The 15,450-nt window shown below is 72.0% G+C and carries 15 protein-coding genes, 1 tRNA gene and 2 pseudogenes; 8 read left to right on the top strand and 10 right to left on the bottom strand.

The annotated features are described in order from the left end of the window. Window positions 1-20 precede the first annotated feature (20 nt). The 6 genes and pseudogenes from IT780_RS37070 to ssb all read right to left on the bottom strand — a co-directional run. Window positions 21-1,100 carry a M48 family metallopeptidase gene (locus IT780_RS37070; RefSeq protein WP_199516540.1) on the bottom strand — a complete coding sequence of 360 codons (1,080 nt, stop codon included), beginning with the start codon at window positions 1,098-1,100 and terminating at the stop codon, window positions 21-23. A gap of 60 nt (window positions 1,101-1,160) precedes the next feature. Continuing rightward, a complete protein-coding gene (locus IT780_RS37065; protein WP_199516539.1) occupies window positions 1,161-1,745 on the bottom strand; it encodes a uridine kinase family protein in 585 nt (194 codons plus the stop codon). Continuing rightward, complete coding sequence (locus IT780_RS37060) at window positions 1,738-3,273, bottom strand: cobyric acid synthase (RefSeq protein WP_199516538.1); 1,536 nt, start codon at window positions 3,271-3,273, stop codon at window positions 1,738-1,740. The genes IT780_RS37065 and IT780_RS37060 overlap by 8 nt, the downstream gene beginning before the upstream one ends. Then, the gene (locus IT780_RS37055; RefSeq protein WP_199516537.1) at window positions 3,270-4,238 is read right to left on the bottom strand and encodes a cobalamin biosynthesis protein; all 969 of its coding nucleotides are present in this window, start codon (window positions 4,236-4,238) and stop codon (window positions 3,270-3,272) included. Before IT780_RS37055 ends, IT780_RS37060 begins: the two co-directional genes overlap by 4 nt. Window positions 4,239-5,095: 857 nt before the next feature. After that, complete coding sequence (locus IT780_RS42380; protein ID WP_233414162.1) at window positions 5,096-5,416, bottom strand: hypothetical protein; 321 nt, start codon at window positions 5,414-5,416, stop codon at window positions 5,096-5,098. A gap of 94 nt (window positions 5,417-5,510) precedes the next feature. Next, a pseudogene (ssb, locus tag IT780_RS42375) lies at window positions 5,511-5,886 on the bottom strand (single-stranded DNA-binding protein); the annotation flags it as partial. Between the two features lie 171 nt (window positions 5,887-6,057). Between ssb and IT780_RS37045 the strand changes: the two are divergent. Both IT780_RS37045 and IT780_RS37040 read left to right on the top strand, forming a co-directional pair. After that, window positions 6,058-7,173, top strand: coding sequence for an alpha/beta hydrolase (locus IT780_RS37045; RefSeq protein ID WP_199516535.1), 1,116 nt, complete (start codon window positions 6,058-6,060; stop codon window positions 7,171-7,173). A 48-nt stretch (window positions 7,174-7,221) separates the two neighbouring features. Beyond that, window positions 7,222-7,294, top strand: a tRNA-Arg gene (locus IT780_RS37040). A gap of 368 nt (window positions 7,295-7,662) precedes the next feature. Here IT780_RS37040 and IT780_RS42920 read toward each other — a convergent pair. Beyond that, window positions 7,663-7,791 (bottom strand): hypothetical protein, encoded by a 129-nt coding sequence (locus tag IT780_RS42920; RefSeq protein WP_267910236.1) that lies wholly within the window; start codon window positions 7,789-7,791, stop codon window positions 7,663-7,665. Between the two features lie 253 nt (window positions 7,792-8,044). Here IT780_RS42920 and IT780_RS43565 point away from each other — a divergent pair. After that, window positions 8,045-8,254, top strand: a pseudogene (locus IT780_RS43565) (DUF2510 domain-containing protein); the annotation flags it as partial. Window positions 8,255-8,311: 57 nt separating this feature from the next. Then, window positions 8,312-8,821 (top strand): hypothetical protein, encoded by a 510-nt coding sequence (locus IT780_RS37035; protein WP_233414129.1) that lies wholly within the window; start codon window positions 8,312-8,314, stop codon window positions 8,819-8,821. 41 nt (window positions 8,822-8,862) lie between these two features. Here IT780_RS37035 and IT780_RS37030 read toward each other — a convergent pair whose 3' ends face one another. From IT780_RS37030 to IT780_RS37020, 3 genes are all read right to left on the bottom strand, one after another. After that, the gene (locus tag IT780_RS37030; protein WP_199516533.1) at window positions 8,863-9,327 is read right to left on the bottom strand and encodes a VOC family protein; all 465 of its coding nucleotides are present in this window, start codon (window positions 9,325-9,327) and stop codon (window positions 8,863-8,865) included. Between the two features lie 73 nt (window positions 9,328-9,400). Continuing rightward, window positions 9,401-11,188, bottom strand: a complete 1,788-nt coding sequence (locus IT780_RS37025) for a sensor histidine kinase (RefSeq protein WP_199516532.1) — start codon at window positions 11,186-11,188, stop codon at window positions 9,401-9,403. Next, window positions 11,181-11,864, bottom strand: a complete 684-nt coding sequence (locus IT780_RS37020; RefSeq protein WP_199516531.1) for a response regulator transcription factor — start codon at window positions 11,862-11,864, stop codon at window positions 11,181-11,183. The genes IT780_RS37025 and IT780_RS37020 overlap by 8 nt, the downstream gene beginning before the upstream one ends. 102 nt (window positions 11,865-11,966) lie before the next feature. On the opposite strand from IT780_RS37020, the gene IT780_RS37015 reads away from it, so the two are divergent. The 4 genes from IT780_RS37015 to IT780_RS37000 are packed head-to-tail and all read left to right on the top strand — an operon-like array spanning window position 11,967 to window position 15,442. Continuing rightward, window positions 11,967-12,539 carry a hypothetical protein gene (locus tag IT780_RS37015; protein ID WP_199516530.1) on the top strand — a complete coding sequence of 191 codons (573 nt, stop codon included), beginning with the start codon at window positions 11,967-11,969 and terminating at the stop codon, window positions 12,537-12,539. Beyond that, window positions 12,523-13,578 carry an efflux RND transporter periplasmic adaptor subunit gene (locus IT780_RS37010; RefSeq protein WP_199516529.1) on the top strand — a complete coding sequence of 352 codons (1,056 nt, stop codon included), beginning with the start codon at window positions 12,523-12,525 and terminating at the stop codon, window positions 13,576-13,578. Before IT780_RS37015 ends, IT780_RS37010 begins: the two co-directional genes overlap by 17 nt. Then, a complete protein-coding gene (locus IT780_RS37005) occupies window positions 13,575-14,267 on the top strand; it encodes an ABC transporter ATP-binding protein (protein WP_199516528.1) in 693 nt (230 codons plus the stop codon). Before IT780_RS37010 ends, IT780_RS37005 begins: the two co-directional genes overlap by 4 nt. Beyond that, window positions 14,258-15,442 carry an ABC transporter permease gene (locus IT780_RS37000; RefSeq protein WP_199516527.1) on the top strand — a complete coding sequence of 395 codons (1,185 nt, stop codon included), beginning with the start codon at window positions 14,258-14,260 and terminating at the stop codon, window positions 15,440-15,442. Before IT780_RS37005 ends, IT780_RS37000 begins: the two co-directional genes overlap by 10 nt. The last annotated feature ends 8 nt before the right edge of the window (window positions 15,443-15,450 follow it).

The raw sequence follows: 15,450 nt of genomic DNA, 5'->3' as shown, positions 1-15,450 counted from the left end.
GCGAGCGGCCTGTGGATAACTCAGTTGGGTGAGGACGGGGGCGGCGGAGGGGCGTCGTCGTCGCGGCGCCGGCCCGTGCCGGAGGCCCAGTCGCGAGCGCCGCGCGCGGCCGAACCGGCCAGGTCGGCCGCCCCGTCGCCGAGCTTGCGCAGCAGGCCCACGAGCGGGTCCTGCGAGGTGCTGAACGTCTCGCGGTAAGAGTCGGCAGCGGCCTTGATGTCCTCGGTGACCGAGGCGTTGCCGTCGGAGTCGCGACGCGGGTAGTCGCCGCCGAGAATCCTCGCGTAATCACCCGAGTCGACCCATTTGCGCAGCTCAGACGCTCGCGCCACGGGCACGGGGTGGCTGCTCCACGCAGTCATGCCGATCTTGTGGATGCTGTCGCGCAGGTCGCCGCCGCTCTCGTACTCGACTGCCTGCTCGAGGAATGCGGCGGTGTCGATCTGCGAGAGGTCGCCGCCGCCGGCCAGCTTCATCAGCAGTCGCGTGGACGCCGCAGGGTCCTGACCGGCGAGCAGCCCGGCCCGGTCGGCGGACAGTTCGGCCTTGCGCCACCATTCGAACATCGCGGCGATGATGGCGCGCAGAGCGATCGCGCCGACCGGCAGCCAGCTCAGGTTCGCGGCCCACCGGGTCAGGATCATCATGATTGTCTTGTAGACCGCGTGGCCGCTGCGGACGTGGCCGATCTCGTGGCCGAGCAGCGCGCGCAGCTCGTCGTCGTCGAGCTTCTCCACGGCGCCCGTGGTGATCACGATGAACGGCTTGTCCATGCCGATGGCCTGACCGTTGATGATCGGATCCTGGGTCACGTACAGGTCCGGGAGCTCGGCCACGTCGAGGGTCGCGGCGGCCTCCGTGAAGCGCTGGTAGACGCGCGGATACTGCCGGTGGTCGACGCGGATGGAGCTGGCGAGGAACTGGAGGCGGAAACCGCGCTCGTTCCACATGCCGAAGAACGTCTTCACCACGTCGTCGAAGCCGCGCAGCTCCCGCAGCGCTGTCAGCGCGCCACGGTCGGCGGGGTGCTCCCACGCGCGGGAACTGATGCCGGTCAGCGTGACCCGTCGCCGCGTCGGCCGGTTGTCGTCGGTCGTCATCGTCCGTCCCCGTTCCCGCTGCTCAGGCAGCTGATCGTGGCCCATTGCGGCGCCGGGAGGCTACAGCCGTTCGTACCCCTCGCCGGACCCTTCCGACGCCCCGTCGACCACCAGGTCAACGTGCGCGGCGGTCGCTTCGGCGGCGAAGTGCTCGTCCTCGGCGGCGCGCCAGCGCTCAAGGTACGCCCGGTAGGCAACATCATCCGAGCCGTCGCGTGCCAAAACCCGTCTCCACCGCAGCTCGACGGGCGCGGTCACGAAGATCGAATATGACAGCTCGGGACGGATCGCCCGGCGCGCGGACGTCACCCCTTCAACAAGTACGGCCGCAGCAGGCTCGACGATCACCGGAACCCCGCCGAACGCCCGCCGATGCCAGAGGTAGCGCAGGTACGTGGCCGGCCGGCCCCGCCGCAACGGCTCCAGCACCTGCTCCTCGAGGCGCGGCCAGAAGGTGAACTGGTCCTCCCAGCCGTCGAGCAGGTCGTCGGTGTGCACGACCGGCACGTCGGCGGCCTTGGCGAGCCGGTCGGCGAACCAGCTCTTGCCGGCGCCGCTGGGCCCGTCGATCGCCACGAGCCGTACGGGCCCCAGCCGCGGTTCGGTCCCCAGGATCCGCGCGGCGAGCTCCGCGAAGCTATCCACCGGGGGCTCCCGGCGGCACGAAGGGCAGACCGGCAACCGGGCCCTCCTCGATCAGACGCCACAGCGCGTCGGTGTCCAGGTGTTCCTCGACCAGGTCGCCCAGCGCGTCGAGGGCGCGTTCCCGCACCTCCGCGAAGCGCGTGTCCGGTGCCACCTCGAACCCGTGCCGTCCTGCCGCGCGCGCGGCTTCGGTGAGGAAGCGGCGCCGGAACTCGTCGGACTCGAAGGCGCCGTGCCAGTGCGTGCCGCATACCGAGCCGACCACGGCGCCCTCGGGCGTGCCGTCCGCGTACCGCAGGAGGGGCTCGGGTGCGCCGGTGGAGACGTACCCGTGATGGATCTCGTAGCCGCTCACCGGAACCGCACCCCAGGCCGCGCCGCGCGACCGCGCCAGGGTCTTGCGCTCCCCGAACGTGATCTCGACGGGCAACAGGCCGAGCCCGGGCACAGTGCCGCGGCGGCTCTCGACCGCGTCGTGGATGGTCTCGGAGAGCATCTGGAAACCGCCGCAGATGCCGACCAAGGGCTTTCCGGAGGCGGCGTGGGCACGAATAGCGTCGGCGAGACCGGTCTCGCGCAGCCACGCAAGGTCGCTGACGGTCGCCTTGGAGCCGGGCAGCACGACCAGGTCCGCGTCGGCGATCTCGGCCGGCTCGATGGTCAGCCGGACCTGCACCCCGGGCTCGGTGGCGAGCGCCTCGGCGTCGGTGGCGTTGGAGATCCGGGGCAGGCGCACCACGGCGACCCGCAACCATTCCGTGCCGCGCGGCGGCCCTGGCCGGCCGAGCATCCGCCCGTACGCGAGGGAGTCCTCGGCGTCGAGCCACACGTCGAGGTCGAACGGCAGCACGCCGTGCACCGGCCGCCCGGTGGCCGCGGTGATCATGTCGAGTCCGGGCCGCAGCAGGCCGAGGTCGCCCCGGAACTTGTTGATGATGAAGCCGTTGACCAGCGCCTGATCCTCGCGGCTGAGCAGCGCGACCGTACCGAAGAGGGCCGCGAAGACGCCCCCGCGGTCGATGTCGCCCACGACGACCGCGGGAAGGCCGGCCTGCCGCGCCAGCCCCATGTTCACGAAGTCGCCGTCCCGCAGATTGATCTCGGTGGGACTGCCCGCTCCCTCGCAGATGACGGCGTCGTATTCGTTGCGCAACTCGGCCAAAGTGGCGTGGGCGACCTCCGCGAGCCGCGGCCGCATGCTCCGGTAGTTGCCGGCGGTCACGGTGTCGATCGCCTCGCCCAGCAGGACGACCTGGCTCGACAGGTCACTCCCGGGCTTGAGCAGCACCGGGTTGAAGCGGATGTCCGGCGCGATCCCGCACGCGGCGGCCTGCATGGCCTGAGCCCGCCCGATCTCGCCGCCGCGCCCGTCGGCGCCGACCACGACGACGGAGTTGTTGGACATGTTCTGCGCCTTGAACGGCGCGACCTTGACGCCCCGGCGGTGCAGCCACCGGCAGATCCCGGCCGTGACGACACTCTTGCCGGCGTCGGACGTCGTCCCGGCCACCAACAGTCCACCGCTCATCGACGTCCCCTTCCCGCGCGGGCCAGTGCGATGCCGGCACCGATGACGGCAGCGGCGAGCCCGACAGCACCCGACACCCGCGCGGCCTTGCGCACGTGCGTCGCCGACGGTCGGGGTCCGTCGCCGAGGAACGGCCGGGTTTCCGTACGCCCGAAGTAGACGTTGCGTCCCCCCAGCCGCACGCCCAGCGCCCCCGCCATCGCGGCCTCGCACTGCCCGGCGTTCGGACTGGGGTGATCGTTGCGATCCCGGCGCCACACCCGCGACGTCTCCGCGAGCCGACCGCCTGCCACGGGAGCGGCAACGATCGTCAGGACACCGGTCAGCCGCGACGGCACCAGATTCAGGACGTCGTCGAGGCGCGCCGACGCCGTGCCGAAGCGGGCGTACCGCGCGGAGCGATGGCCGACCATCGCGTCGAGCGTGTTCGCCGCCCGGTAGCCGAGAAGCCCCGGCAGACCGGCCACACCGCCCCAGAACAGCGGAGCCACCACGGCGTCCGACGTGTTCTCGGCGACGGACTCGACGGTGGCACGGGCCAATTCCGGCTCGTCCAGTGCCGATGGATCGCGCCCGCACAGGTGACCGAGCCGTCCCCGCGCCGCGCCGAGGTCGCCGCGTTCCAGGTGACCGGCCATGACCGCGGCCTCACGACGCAGCGTACGGCCGCCCAGCACGGTCCACGTGGCGGCGGCGACCAGGGTCGCGCGTGCCCACGGCCACCGCCGGGTCGCTCTCGCGAGCGCGGCACCGGCCACGACGGGAACGCCGGCGGCGATGAGGGCGTACGCGGTCCCGGCGCGGCGCGTCGGAGCGTAGAGGCGCCCCTCCACGGCCGCGGCCGCCTGCCCGAAGCCGGCGACGGGGTGGAAGCGGCGGGGGTCACCGAGGACGGCGTCCAACGCGTACCCGGCCAGGATGCCGGCGGCGTCGGCTGTCACCGCGGCTCGCCTTGCTCGTTCCATCCGCATCACCCTAGTGAGTCGTTCCCGCTCGTCCGGTGCACCACCTTGCGAGGTGGCTTCAGGTCACATGCCGCGCTCACCTGCCGCCGACGCGCCGTCGCGGGCCGGATGGATCAAGCTCCGGTCCGGCCCGCGTGCCGGCCGCCGGCCCGCCATCGGGGCCGCCGGCCGGCGGTTTTCTGCCCGCCCGGCCGTTCTGCGCACGTTGCCGGACAGGCCTGCCGCCACCGCTGCTCGGGGGACAGAACGGTGGGGCGAGCGGACGGACGCCGACCATCGGCAACCGTCCGCTGCCTTGGGGCGCCGACGGGCCACGAGGACGCGCCTCGCGTCGTTCGCAGCCGCCCACGCCTGGGGACCGGCCGCCGCCGGGTGCCAGTGCGGCGACGGCCGGTCGGGTGCTGTCCCCAGGCACCGCGCCGCCTTGCCGAGGGGCGCGGGCTCTTTCCCCGGATGCCGATGCCGATGTGGGAAGGGGACAGCTCGGCCGGTGGGCGTCGTCCTCACCGCCGACTCCACCGGTCGTTCAAGGGGTGCCCGGTCGCCGCCGCGCGTGGGGCGGGCAGCGACGACCGGGTCCCGGCCGCTCGCCCGCCCACGGGCGACGAGCGGCTATGCCGTCCGGGTGGGTGCGACCACCGGGGACCCACCCGGACGGGCCGGTCGCCCGCGCTCGACCCCCAGCGCAGGGCTCCCGGCTGCCAGCCCTCGAACCACTCCCCCGCCGGGCCGGTCGGCGGCTGCCGCGGAGGCCGGCGCGCACCGGACCGCCGGGCGTGAACGGGAAGGGGTGGGGCTGGTTCGGTACCGCCGCTCCGCGCGTCCACGGGGAGAGGTGCCTCGCGGAGCGGCGGCGCTCAGGCCGCGACCGGCTGGCGGCGCGGGGCTCGGGCGCGTACCCGGCGCGGCGACGGCGCCTCGGCAGCCGGCGGACCGGCGTCCGGGGCCGGCTCCGCGCCGGTCGGCTCGACGGTGCTCGACAGCTGCAGCTGTTCGACGACGGGCCCGGCGGCGGCAACAGAGTCCGGGGCACCTGTGGCATCCGCCGCTCCGGGCGGCAGGGTGATGCCCGTGTCGAACGGCTCGAACCCGCCGCCGCGGAGCGCCGCCACCGGGTCGAAGCCCTCCGGCGACCGCGCCGGGACGTCCTCGAAGGTGGGCTCCTCGCCGTCCGGCACGCCTTCGCCGTACACGGCGGGGCCTCGCTGTCCGGGATCGGGGCGGCCGCCTCGCCGCGGATCTTCGCCTCCGCCTCGGGGCTCTCGACCGCGGCCGTCGCGGCGGCTTTGCTCCGGAAGAACTTGGCCCGGCCGCGGGACAGGTCGTGGCCGACGGAGACGGCTTCCATCTCGTACGTCGTGCGCAGGGTGCCCTCGTTGTCGGTCCAGTCACGCGTGTAGAGGCGTCCCGTCACGATCACCGGGTCGCCGACGGTCACCGAGGAGGCGACGCCCTCGGCGAGCCGGCGCCAGCAGTTGACGCGTACGCGAAGGTGGTTGCCGTCCACCCACCGGCCGGTCTCCCGGTCGAGCCGGCGTGCCGTCGACGCGACCCGGAAGTTGGCCACGAGCGTGTTGGAATTCGCCGTACGGCGCCACTCCGGAGCGGTCAGCACGTTGCCGATCACGACAATGTTGGTGTCGAACATCGCTTCTCCTCAATCGGTCGAAGTTCGTGGGGTGCAGCCTGCCCCGGGTGGCGGCCGGGGCGCCGGAGAAGATGCGCCGGCCTGTGGACAACGCCGCGATGTGGAAAAGTCCGCAAGATCGTCACAACCTGGTATGGCGCAGGTAGCCCTACGCGTGGGTAACCTGGCGACGTGGAGATCGATGTTCTGGGCCCGCCGTACGAGCGACACACCATCGACCTCGGCACCGACGACGAGGGTGCGGTCGTCGCGACCCTGATCCGCCGCCGCGCCGAGACCCCGACGCGGCGCGCGGTGCTGTACGTGCACGGCTTCGTCGACTACTTCTTCCAGACCCACCTGGCCGACTTCTTCGTCGAACGCGGCTGGGACTTCTACGCGCTCGACCTGCGCAAGTACGGCCGCAGCCTGCTCCCGCACCAGACCCCGAACTTCGCGCGCAGCCTCACGGAATACTTCCCGGAGCTCGACGAGGCGGCCCGCATCATCCGCGAGGACGACGACCACGACCAGATGCTCGTCGCCGGCCACTCGACGGGCGGCCTGATCACGTCCCTGTGGTCGCACGCGCGCCACGACCGGGGCATCGTCGACGGCCTGTTCCTCAACAGCCCCTTCTTCGACTTCAACGTGCCGTGGGTCCTGCGCCGTCCGCTGATGAGCATCGTCGGCAAGACCAGCTCCCGGAACCCCTACCGCGTCCTGCCGATGAGCACCCTCGGCCTCTACGGCCAGAGCCTGCACTCCGAGCACCGCGGCGAATGGACGTACGAATTGAAGTGGAAACCGGTCCTCGGCTTCCCCGTCCGCACAGGCTGGCTCGAAGCAATCCGTCGCGGTCAGGCCCGGCTGCGCGCGGGACTGTCGATCGACGCCCCCGTTCTGGTCGCGTGCTCCACCCGTACATTCCGGGGTAGAGGCTGGAGCGAGGACGCCAGGGTGACCGACACGGTTCTCGATGTGGAACACATCGTGCGCTGGGCGCCGCGACTGGGACCGCGCGTGACGATCGCCCGTTTCGACGGCGGCATGCACGACCTCACACTGTCCGGCCGCGAGGTGCGCGACGAGGTCTTCCGCGAACTGGGCCGCTGGGTCGACGCATTCGTCCCCCCGAAGGGAACCCCACAGGAACACATCCCGCCGGCACCGGAAGACACCCCGGAAGGCATCGCAGCCGTCGAAGCCGAGGTCGCCGCATCCATGGGTACGCCCAGCAGCGACGCGCAGCCATCGGAGAAGCGGCCGGGCGGCCCAGGAGACAAAGCGGACGCCACGACGGCCTGACATCCGGCTCGCCACGACGGCGGCGGGACTCTAGGATGTGCTGGCCAGGCGCTCGTAGCTCAGCGGATAGAGCAACGGACTTCTAATCCGTCGGTCGCAGGTTCGAATCCTGCCGGGCGCGCTTTCTTCCATTCCTGCTCAATCGGCCTTTCGGCTTTCCGCCGTACGTTGTCGAGGGCCGGACCGATCCTCGCGCATCCCCGGCCTCATCCAGACGGTCTGCGAACGGGTCCAATCGCCCTTGCAGAGATGAGCCTCGAAGCGCTACTGGCCAGTCCACTTCTCCGGTATCAAGGCAACCCGCTAGCGTGCCGCGGGCTCGGCCAATCCGCTGGGTATCCCAGAGAGCCCGACCCGGCGGCATCACGAAGCCGACGTTCCCGGCCGACAAGGTTGATGCCTCCGGCGGGAGCGCTCAGGCTTCTGGGACGGCGATGAAGAACGCGGGCATTCGCTGGGCAACCACAGCGCATCGGTGCAGGAAGAGGCTCAGCCTCCGATCACGCGTTGCAGCTCAACAAGCGCCGTTACCAACGCTGCCAGGGTGGACGCCAGCGCCGCGCCCAAGGTCACTAAGCGTTCCCAGCGCGGTTGCTTCTCACTCGGCTTGTCCGTCATAGCAGTTCCTCCGTGTCGCCATCTGGCCATTACACGGAGAAACCCCGGCCGCCGCGTGGGGCTCCGCCGAGGTTTCGTCACCTTCTTTTCCACAAGCGCCGAACGCCGGTCAGGTATTCCCAGGCGAGTACCGCCCCGACGGCAGCCGGCGGGCAGACAACCCGACGGGTGACATCGAACGGATTGACGACGCGGCCAGGGCTGGTCATCACGCTCGGCACGGCGAGACACGGATGGTTCCGCGAAGGGCCGTATGACCTCGGGCGCGCGACGGACGGCTCTTCTTCCAAGCCTGCCCGGCGCGCATTCTGGGTTCGTACGCACCGATGTGAAAGCTCGGTGGTGGACGATGACTCGTACGGATCCGAAAACGCCGCCCGGCGCCGGCTGGTATCCCTGTGGGCAGGCCTTGGACAGGTACTTCGACGGCCGGCAGTGGACGACCTATACGCGCCCGTCGGCGCAGCCTGTCCGTGCAGGCCCTGAGCCCAAGCCGCAACGACGCCGGTCCGGCCGTGTGGTGACGACCATCATCGCCCTCGGGATCTTCTTGTTCGCTCTGTGCGCCGGCGGCTACGCGATCATGAGCGGTCAGCAGGTCAAGACGATCGAGGGCGGGAAGATCGAGTTCTACGCCAACGATCGGGAGTATTCGTCGCAGGACATAGCCGACAAGCAGTCGACGATGCAGCAGGAGGCCGACAGCGCTCAGCAAGCTGCGGAGGCGCGCAGAGCGCCGGTGGAGTCGTCACTTCCCGGCCTTGCGGGCCGGTGGTCCGGCAGCACCGGCTATACCTATGTGGTCGAGCAGTACGGCGATCAGCTGGTGTTCCAGGAGGAGTCGCCCTACGGTGTCACGACCGTCGGGCAGGGGGCTTTGTCCGGGCGCCGCGTCACCTTCCGGTGGCAGGCGTTCAACGGTCTGACCGGTTCCCTGACTATGACGATCAGCTCCGGTGCGGACGTTATGCGGGGAACGCTCGAACCTGATGGCTATCCGAGCCAGCCGTTCGAGATGAGACGCCTCTGACGTGCCCCCTCCGGTTTGCACAGGAGAGGGCACGACCGGAGTCAGCCGGCGTACGGGGCCGCCACGTCGAGGATCCACGTGACGCCGAACCGGTCCGTGAGCATCCCGAACCCGGGCGCCCACTGCGACGGCCCGAATTTCTCGATCACGTCGGCGCCGTCGGCGAGCTTGTTCCACAGCTCCCCCACCTCTTCGGCGGAATCGCCGCGGACGGACACGAAGAACGGCTGCCCCGTCAGCGTCATGCCGTTCTGCCGAACCGTCGGAGAAACAGGCGCCGGAGCCGAAGCGGAATCGCTGGGAATGTCGTACGCCATGATGCTGAAGCCGTTGTCCGCCGTCACCTGACCGAAGACGACCTTGTCCGCGTCGGGCGCTTCCTGGGGCATGCCGAAGTCGCCGTACGCGACGACCGTGAGCCGGCCGCCGAACACGGCCTGGTAGAACTCGAGCGCCGCGCGGGCGTTGCCGCGGAAGTTGAGGTGGGGGGTGGTGGTGATGGCCATGGTGGTGACTCCTCGAAGGTGATTGCCGGCTTCGAGAGCAAGATTCGCAGCAGTAGGTGCCAGGATGTGGCACCTACTGCGGACCGATTGCCGGCAGCCGCAGGGTGAAGGTCGACCCGCGGCCCGGCGTGCTCGTCACCGCCGCCGTTCCGCCGTGTGCCTCGATCAGTTTGCGCACGATCGCCAGGCCGAGGCCGCTCCCGCCGGTCTGCCGGCTGCGGGACTTCTCCGCCCGCCAGAACCGTTCGAAGATCAGATCCTGCTGATCCGCCGGGATTCCGGATCCGGTGTCGGCCACGTCGATGACCAGGTCGGATCCTTGCGTACGGGCGGAGAGCGTGACCGAACCGCCGGGCGGCGTGTGCCGGATGGCGTTGGCCACGAGGTTGCCGATCGCCTGGCGCAGCCGGATCGGGTCCGCACGCCAGATCGTGGGCGGCGCCTCGGCTCGTAGCGACACCCCGCCCGCGGTGGCGGCGAAGCCGTCGGCGATCGACGTGAGCAGCTCGGACACCTCCACCTCGCGAAGGTGCAGGCGCAGCTCCCCCGCGTCGGCCGCCGAGAGGTCCTGCAGGTCGTCGATGACGTGCTGCAGGAGCAATGCCTCCTCGAGCAGCGACCCGATCAGCTCCTTGTCGAGCGGCACCACGCCCTCGTCGGCCGCCTCGAGCCAGCCGCGGACGTTCGTCACCGGCGTACGCATCTCGTGGGCGATGTCGCCGACCATGGCCCGCCGCAGTCCCTCGATGTGGCGGCGCTGCTCGGCCATGGCGTTGAAGGCGCTGCCCAGCCGGGCGATCTCGTCGTGCCCGGTCACGCGGACGAGCGCACCGGTGTCGCCGTCCCGCAACCGGTCGGCCGCGGTGGTGAGGGCGCGGAGCGGGCGCACGACGCGGATGCCGACCAGCACGGTGACGCCGATCGTGACCAGCAGGACGAGTCCGGCGACGCCGGCGATCCGCGCCTGGTTGGCCGGGGACAGGTCGAAGCCGCCGGCGGGGGACGGCGAGCGCGGGTCCAGCACGAACAGCAGCGCCGGCGGGGCCACGTACGCTGTGAGCTGCTCGCGACGCGCGCCGGCAAGGCAGGACTCCACCGCCCGGTCGTACGCGGAGCCGTCGCCGGTCACCTGCGTGGTGCTCCACCTGCCGCCCAAGCTGATCGCCACGGGGGCCCGGCGTTGCCGTTTGAGGCAGGCGTTGGTCAGCGTGCCGAGCTGGGTGAGCGCGCGCTGCTCGGCGGCGGTGGGTTCGGCGAGCTCGTTCAGCTCGTCGGCGCAGCGGGCCGGCGTCTGCGGATCGCCCGTCTCGACGCGGGGGCGACCGCTCAGCTCGCGGACGATCGTCGCCCGGGCGACGGCCGCCTGCACGACGGCGCCGTCCGTGGGGGCCGCCCCGGTTCTCGGCGGTCCGTTGAGACAGGTCACGGCCGCGGCGGCCAGGCGGTCGAGGTCGCGGCGGTCCCGGCCGGACAGCAGGAAGGGCCCGACGGCGCGCCCGTCGATGCCGTCCGCGAGCGGGTCGACGGTCGCCGACGCCTCCTCGGGCAGCTGCGCGGCGGCGGACTCGACGAGCGGGCGCCGGTCCCGGCCGGTCACGACGATGCGGCGGCCGGTGCTGTGCGCCAGCTCGCGCACCAGCGGGCCGGCGGCGGCCCAGTCGCGGTGCGTCGCCGCGTACCCGAGCAACTCGTCGTAGACCCTGGCGCCGTCGGCGACGGCCTGGCCGCGTTCCTGCTGCACGGCCCGGGTGGTGACGCGCGCGGCGAGCCAGGCGGTGGCCGCCACGGAGAGGACCGACACCACGATCGACACTGCGAGCAACCGTACGAGCAGGCTGCTGCGGAGCCGCCGGTCAGCCATCGGCGAGCTTGTAGCCGATGCCGTACACGGTGAGCAGGCGCACCGGGGTGCCCGGAGCCGGTTCGATCTTGCGTCGCAGGTTGAGCACGTGGACGTCGACCGTGCGTGCCGTCACGTACGAGTCGAAGCCGTGCAGGTGCCGCAGGAGCTGGTCGCGGGTGAAGACCCGTCCCGGCTCGGCGACCATCACCTCGAGCAGCCGGAACTCGCCCGGGGTGCAGCCGACCTGCCGGCCGTCAACGCGCACCTCGTGGCGTACGGGATCAACCTCGAGCCCGCCGACCCGCAGCACCGGCGACGCGGCGACCGGAACCCGCGTGCGGCGCAGCAACGTACGGATCCGGGCGGCCAGCTCGCGGGGGCTGTACGGCTTCGTGAGGTAGTCGTCGGCACCCAGGTCCAGGCCCAGCAGCAGGTCGTCCTCGCTGCTGCGGGCGGTCAGCATGAGCACCGGCAGCTCCGACTCCCGCCGCAGCACCCGGCACACGTCCAGCCCGTCGACCCGCGGCATCATCACGTCGAGCACCAGCAGGTCGGGCGGGTTCCGGCGGATCTCGTCGAGGGCCGCGCGACCGTCGCCGACGACCGTCACCGCGTGACCCTCGTGCTCCAGGTAGCGACGCAGCAGCTCCGCCTGCTTGGGGTCGTCCTCGGCAACGAGCAGCTTGGCAGTCACGGCGGCGAGTCTAGGACCGGCGCGGTACCGCACCGGGCGGCGAACGGAAGCACTACGCGATCACAACAGGACCATGACAAGTCGCCGCCAGACTCCCTGCCCATGAATCGCCTCCGTCAGACGTCGTTCGTCGCCGCCGCCCTGGTACTCCTGAGCAGTTGCTCGTCAGGCAACGCCGATCATCAGCCGCCGAGGGTGGCGACGCTGGAGAGCGCCCCGGCGGCCGCGCGAACGTCCCAGGCTGCCGGGACCCCGCGGGGCGTTCAACTGCGCCTCGACATGACCGACGACGAGAAGGCCCGGTTCTGGGACGCGTACCAGGACTGTCTGTTCTCGCACGGCGTCAAGGAACGGTCGAAGGAGAAGGACGTCGCGGCGCCGGCTGTCGGAACGGGCAAGCGCCTGCTCGACAGCAGCGGTGAGCCGAAGGCCGCGTACACCGCCTGCGCTCCGCAGAAGCCGCTCGAACCGGTGGAGACCGACCCGGACCGCAACCCGGACTTCGCGGCGCAGTGGCAGGAGAACGTGCGCTGCCTGCGCGCCCACGGGCTCATGGTGCACGTGACCAAGCCCGGCGAGTGGACGTACGACAGCAGCGACACCCCGGTTCCCGAGAATCAGCAGCAGCTGGAGCGGCAGTGCATGCTGGAGGCCTTCGGTGCGAAGAAGGACTAGCCTGCTGGCCGTCGCCCTGGCCATGGCCGGGGCCGGCGCCGGTACGGGCGCGGCCGTGGCGACCCTGCGCACCGGGCCGCCCGCGCCACCGCAGGTGATCACCCCGTCGGTGGCCACGACGACGGTCCAGCGCGGGAACCTCTCCGACAGCAGGCTGGTGCCGGCCACGCTCGGCTTCGGCGCGGCCCGTGAGGTGCGTGCCACCGGGAGCGGTGTGCTGACCCGGCTGCCGAAGCCGGGCGCCGCCGTACGCCGCGGCGCCGAGCTGTTCCGCGTCAACGATCAACCCGTCGTGGTCCTCTACGGCGACACCCCGGTGTTCCGCGCGATCGACCGGGTCGGCCTGACCGGCAACGACGTGCTGCAACTGCGCCGCAATCTGCGCGCACTGGGCTATCCGAGCCGCGCCGGCAGGGCGGACACGGTGGACCAGCCGATGCTGGACGCGGTCAAGAAGTGGCAGCAGCGGCTCGGGGTGACGCCTCCCGGCACGCTGCGACCCGGCCAGGTGGTGGTCGTGCCCGGGCCCGCCCGGGTCAGCGAGGTGATCGCCGACCTCGGCGCCCCGGCGGACGGGGTCGTGCTGCGGACGACCGCGAAGACCAAGGTGGTGACGATCCCCATGACCGCCGGGGACGCTCGTACGGTCCGGCTCGGCGCGAAGGTCGCGGTGGTCCTGCCCGACGGCCGGGAGGTGCCCGGCAAGGTGAGTGCCGTCAGCCGGTCCATCGTCGCGGACGCCGGTTCCCCCGGCTCCGCCGAACCGCCCAAGCGCACCGTGACGGTGAAGCCGTCCGCCGGCAAGAGCCTGGCCGCGCTCGATGCCGCGCCCGTCCAGGTCCGCTTCACGACGGCGGCCCGCAGGAACGTGCTCATGGTCCCGGTCACCGCGCTCGTCGCGCTCCGCGAAGGCGGGTACGCCCTGCAGCACCCCGGCGGCGGTCTGGTCGCCGCCACCACCGGCGTGTTCGCGGGCGGCATGGTCGAGGTCAGTGGCGCCGGCATCACCGCGGGCCTGACGGTGGTGGATGCCGGATGACCGAGGTTCTCGCGCTGGAGCGGGTCACCCGGGAGTATCCGGGCGGGGTGCGGGCCCTCGACGACGTCTCGCTGGTCGTGACCCGCGGCGAGCTGCTGGGGATCGTCGGCCCCTCCGGCTCCGGCAAGTCGACGCTGCTCAACATCATGGGAACGCTCGACCTGCCGTCCCGGGGCACCGTCCGCATCGGCGGTGAGGACGTCACGCGGCTCTCCGACCGCCGCCTGTCGGACCTGCGCGGCGCCCGGCTCGGCTTCGTCTTCCAGCAGTTCCACCTCACCGAGGGCACCACCGCCGTGGAGAACGTCGCGACCGGGCTGCTCTACGCCGGGGTTCCGCGCCGCAGGCGCAGACGGCTGGCGGAACAGGCCCTGGAGCGGGTCGGGCTGGGCCACCGCCTGCGGCACCTTCCCCACCAGCTGTCCGGCGGCGAGAAACAACGGGTCGCGATCGCCCGCGCTGTGGTCAACGAGCCCGACCTGATCCTCGCCGACGAGCCGACCGGCGCGCTGGACACCGCGACGGGAGATTCCGTGCTGAACCTGCTGACCGGGCTGCACGCCGACGGCGCCACCATCGCGGTGATCACCCATGACGCGGACATCGCCGCGCGCCTGCCCCGGCGCGTCACCGTACGCGACGGCCGGATCGTCTCGGACCATGCCGAGGGCGGCACACCATGCGCCTGACACCGGTGGACGTCGTGCTCCTGGGACTGCACGGCCTGCGTACCCGGAAGGCCCGCGCCGCCCTGTCGGCCCTGGGCATCGCCATCGGGATCGCCACGATGGTCGTCGTGACCGGGGTCCCGGCCTCGAGCGGGCGGGCCCTGGACGCGCGGCTGGCCACGCTCGGCACCAACCTTCTCCGGGTGCACCCGGTCACCGTGGGCGATCAGCCGGAGCCCCTGCCGGCGGAGTCGATCGGCATGGTCCGCCGAATCGGGCCCGTCGCCGAGGTCAGCGCGGTCGCCAACCTGCACACCGTGGCCCGCCGGTCGGACCGCGTCGACGAGCATGACGCCTCCGGACTCACCGTGCTGGCCGGCCGTACGGATCTGCTTCCCGCGATCGGCGCACGGCTGAGCTCGGGGCGTTTCCTGACCGAGGCCACCGCGCGCTTCCCGGTGGCGGTGCTCGGGTGGGAGGCGGGGTCCCGCCTCGGCGTCGCCGCCGTGCGTCCCGGCGAGCCGCTGCCCCAGATCACCATCGGCAACCGCCGGTTCGTCGTCGCCGGGGTCCTCGCGCCGGCGCCGCTCGCGCCCGACCTGGACACCTCGGTCGTGGTCGGGTGGGAGGTCGCCGAGCGGGCCCTCGGCTTCGACGGCCACCCCACGGTCCTTTACGTACGAGCGGCCGAGGCGAACCTCGAGGACGTCCGTGCCGTGCTGCCCGCGACCGTGAACCCGCGCCTGCCGGGGATGGTCGACGTCTCCCGGCCCTCGGACGCCCTCGCGGCGAAGCGGGCGACCGCGACGACGTTCGGGTCCCTGGTGCTCGGGCTGGCCGGCGTGGCGGTGCTGGTGGGCGCGGTCGGGGTGGCCAACACCATGGTGGTCTCGGTGCTGGAACGACGCCGCGAGATCGGTCTCCGCCGCGCGCTGGGCGCCCGCCGTGGCCACATCCGCCTCCAGTTCCTGGCCGAGTCGACGGCGCTGTCGGTGCTGGGCGGGGTGGCCGGCACAGCGCTGGGCTCGGGCGCGGTCGTCGCGTACGCGATGGGGCACTCCTGGCCGGTCTCGATTCCCTCCTGGGTCGCGGCGGCCGGCCTCGGAGGCGCGACGCTCGTGGGAGTCATCGCCGGCGTCTACCCCGCGGTACGCGCCGCCCGGCTGCCTCCCACCGAGGCGCTCGCCTCCCCGTGACGCCGACA

Origin of the sequence: Nucisporomicrobium flavum (genome assembly GCF_016464385.1) — a bacterium.
Classification (GTDB): Bacteria; Actinomycetota; Actinomycetes; order Mycobacteriales; family Micromonosporaceae; genus Actinoplanes; species Actinoplanes flavus_A.
The sequence above is the reverse complement of the archived record's forward strand: the minus strand, read 5'-3'. Positions and strand labels throughout refer to the sequence as shown.

What these genes read in the sequence shown, in the direction of transcription:
- IT780_RS37060 (WP_199516538.1), bottom strand. Translation starts at nt 3,273, where the DNA reads ATGAGCGGTGGACTGTTGGTGGCCGGGACGACGTCCGACGCCGGCAAG.
- IT780_RS42920 (WP_267910236.1), bottom strand. Translation starts at nt 7,791, where the DNA reads ATGACGGACAAGCCGAGTGAGAAGCAACCGCGCTGGGAACGCTTAGTG.
- IT780_RS37070 (WP_199516540.1), bottom strand. Translation starts at nt 1,100, where the DNA reads ATGACGACCGACGACAACCGGCCGACGCGGCGACGGGTCACGCTGACC.
- IT780_RS37025 (WP_199516532.1), bottom strand. Translation starts at nt 11,188, where the DNA reads ATGGCTGACCGGCGGCTCCGCAGCAGCCTGCTCGTACGGTTGCTCGCA.
- IT780_RS37055 (WP_199516537.1), bottom strand. Translation starts at nt 4,238, where the DNA reads ATGGAACGAGCAAGGCGAGCCGCGGTGACAGCCGACGCCGCCGGCATC.
- IT780_RS37005 (WP_199516528.1), top strand. Translation starts at nt 13,575, where the DNA reads ATGACCGAGGTTCTCGCGCTGGAGCGGGTCACCCGGGAGTATCCGGGC.
- IT780_RS37000 (WP_199516527.1), top strand. Translation starts at nt 14,258, where the DNA reads ATGCGCCTGACACCGGTGGACGTCGTGCTCCTGGGACTGCACGGCCTG.
- IT780_RS37030 (WP_199516533.1), bottom strand. Translation starts at nt 9,327, where the DNA reads ATGGCCATCACCACCACCCCCCACCTCAACTTCCGCGGCAACGCCCGC.
- IT780_RS37015 (WP_199516530.1), top strand. Translation starts at nt 11,967, where the DNA reads ATGAATCGCCTCCGTCAGACGTCGTTCGTCGCCGCCGCCCTGGTACTC.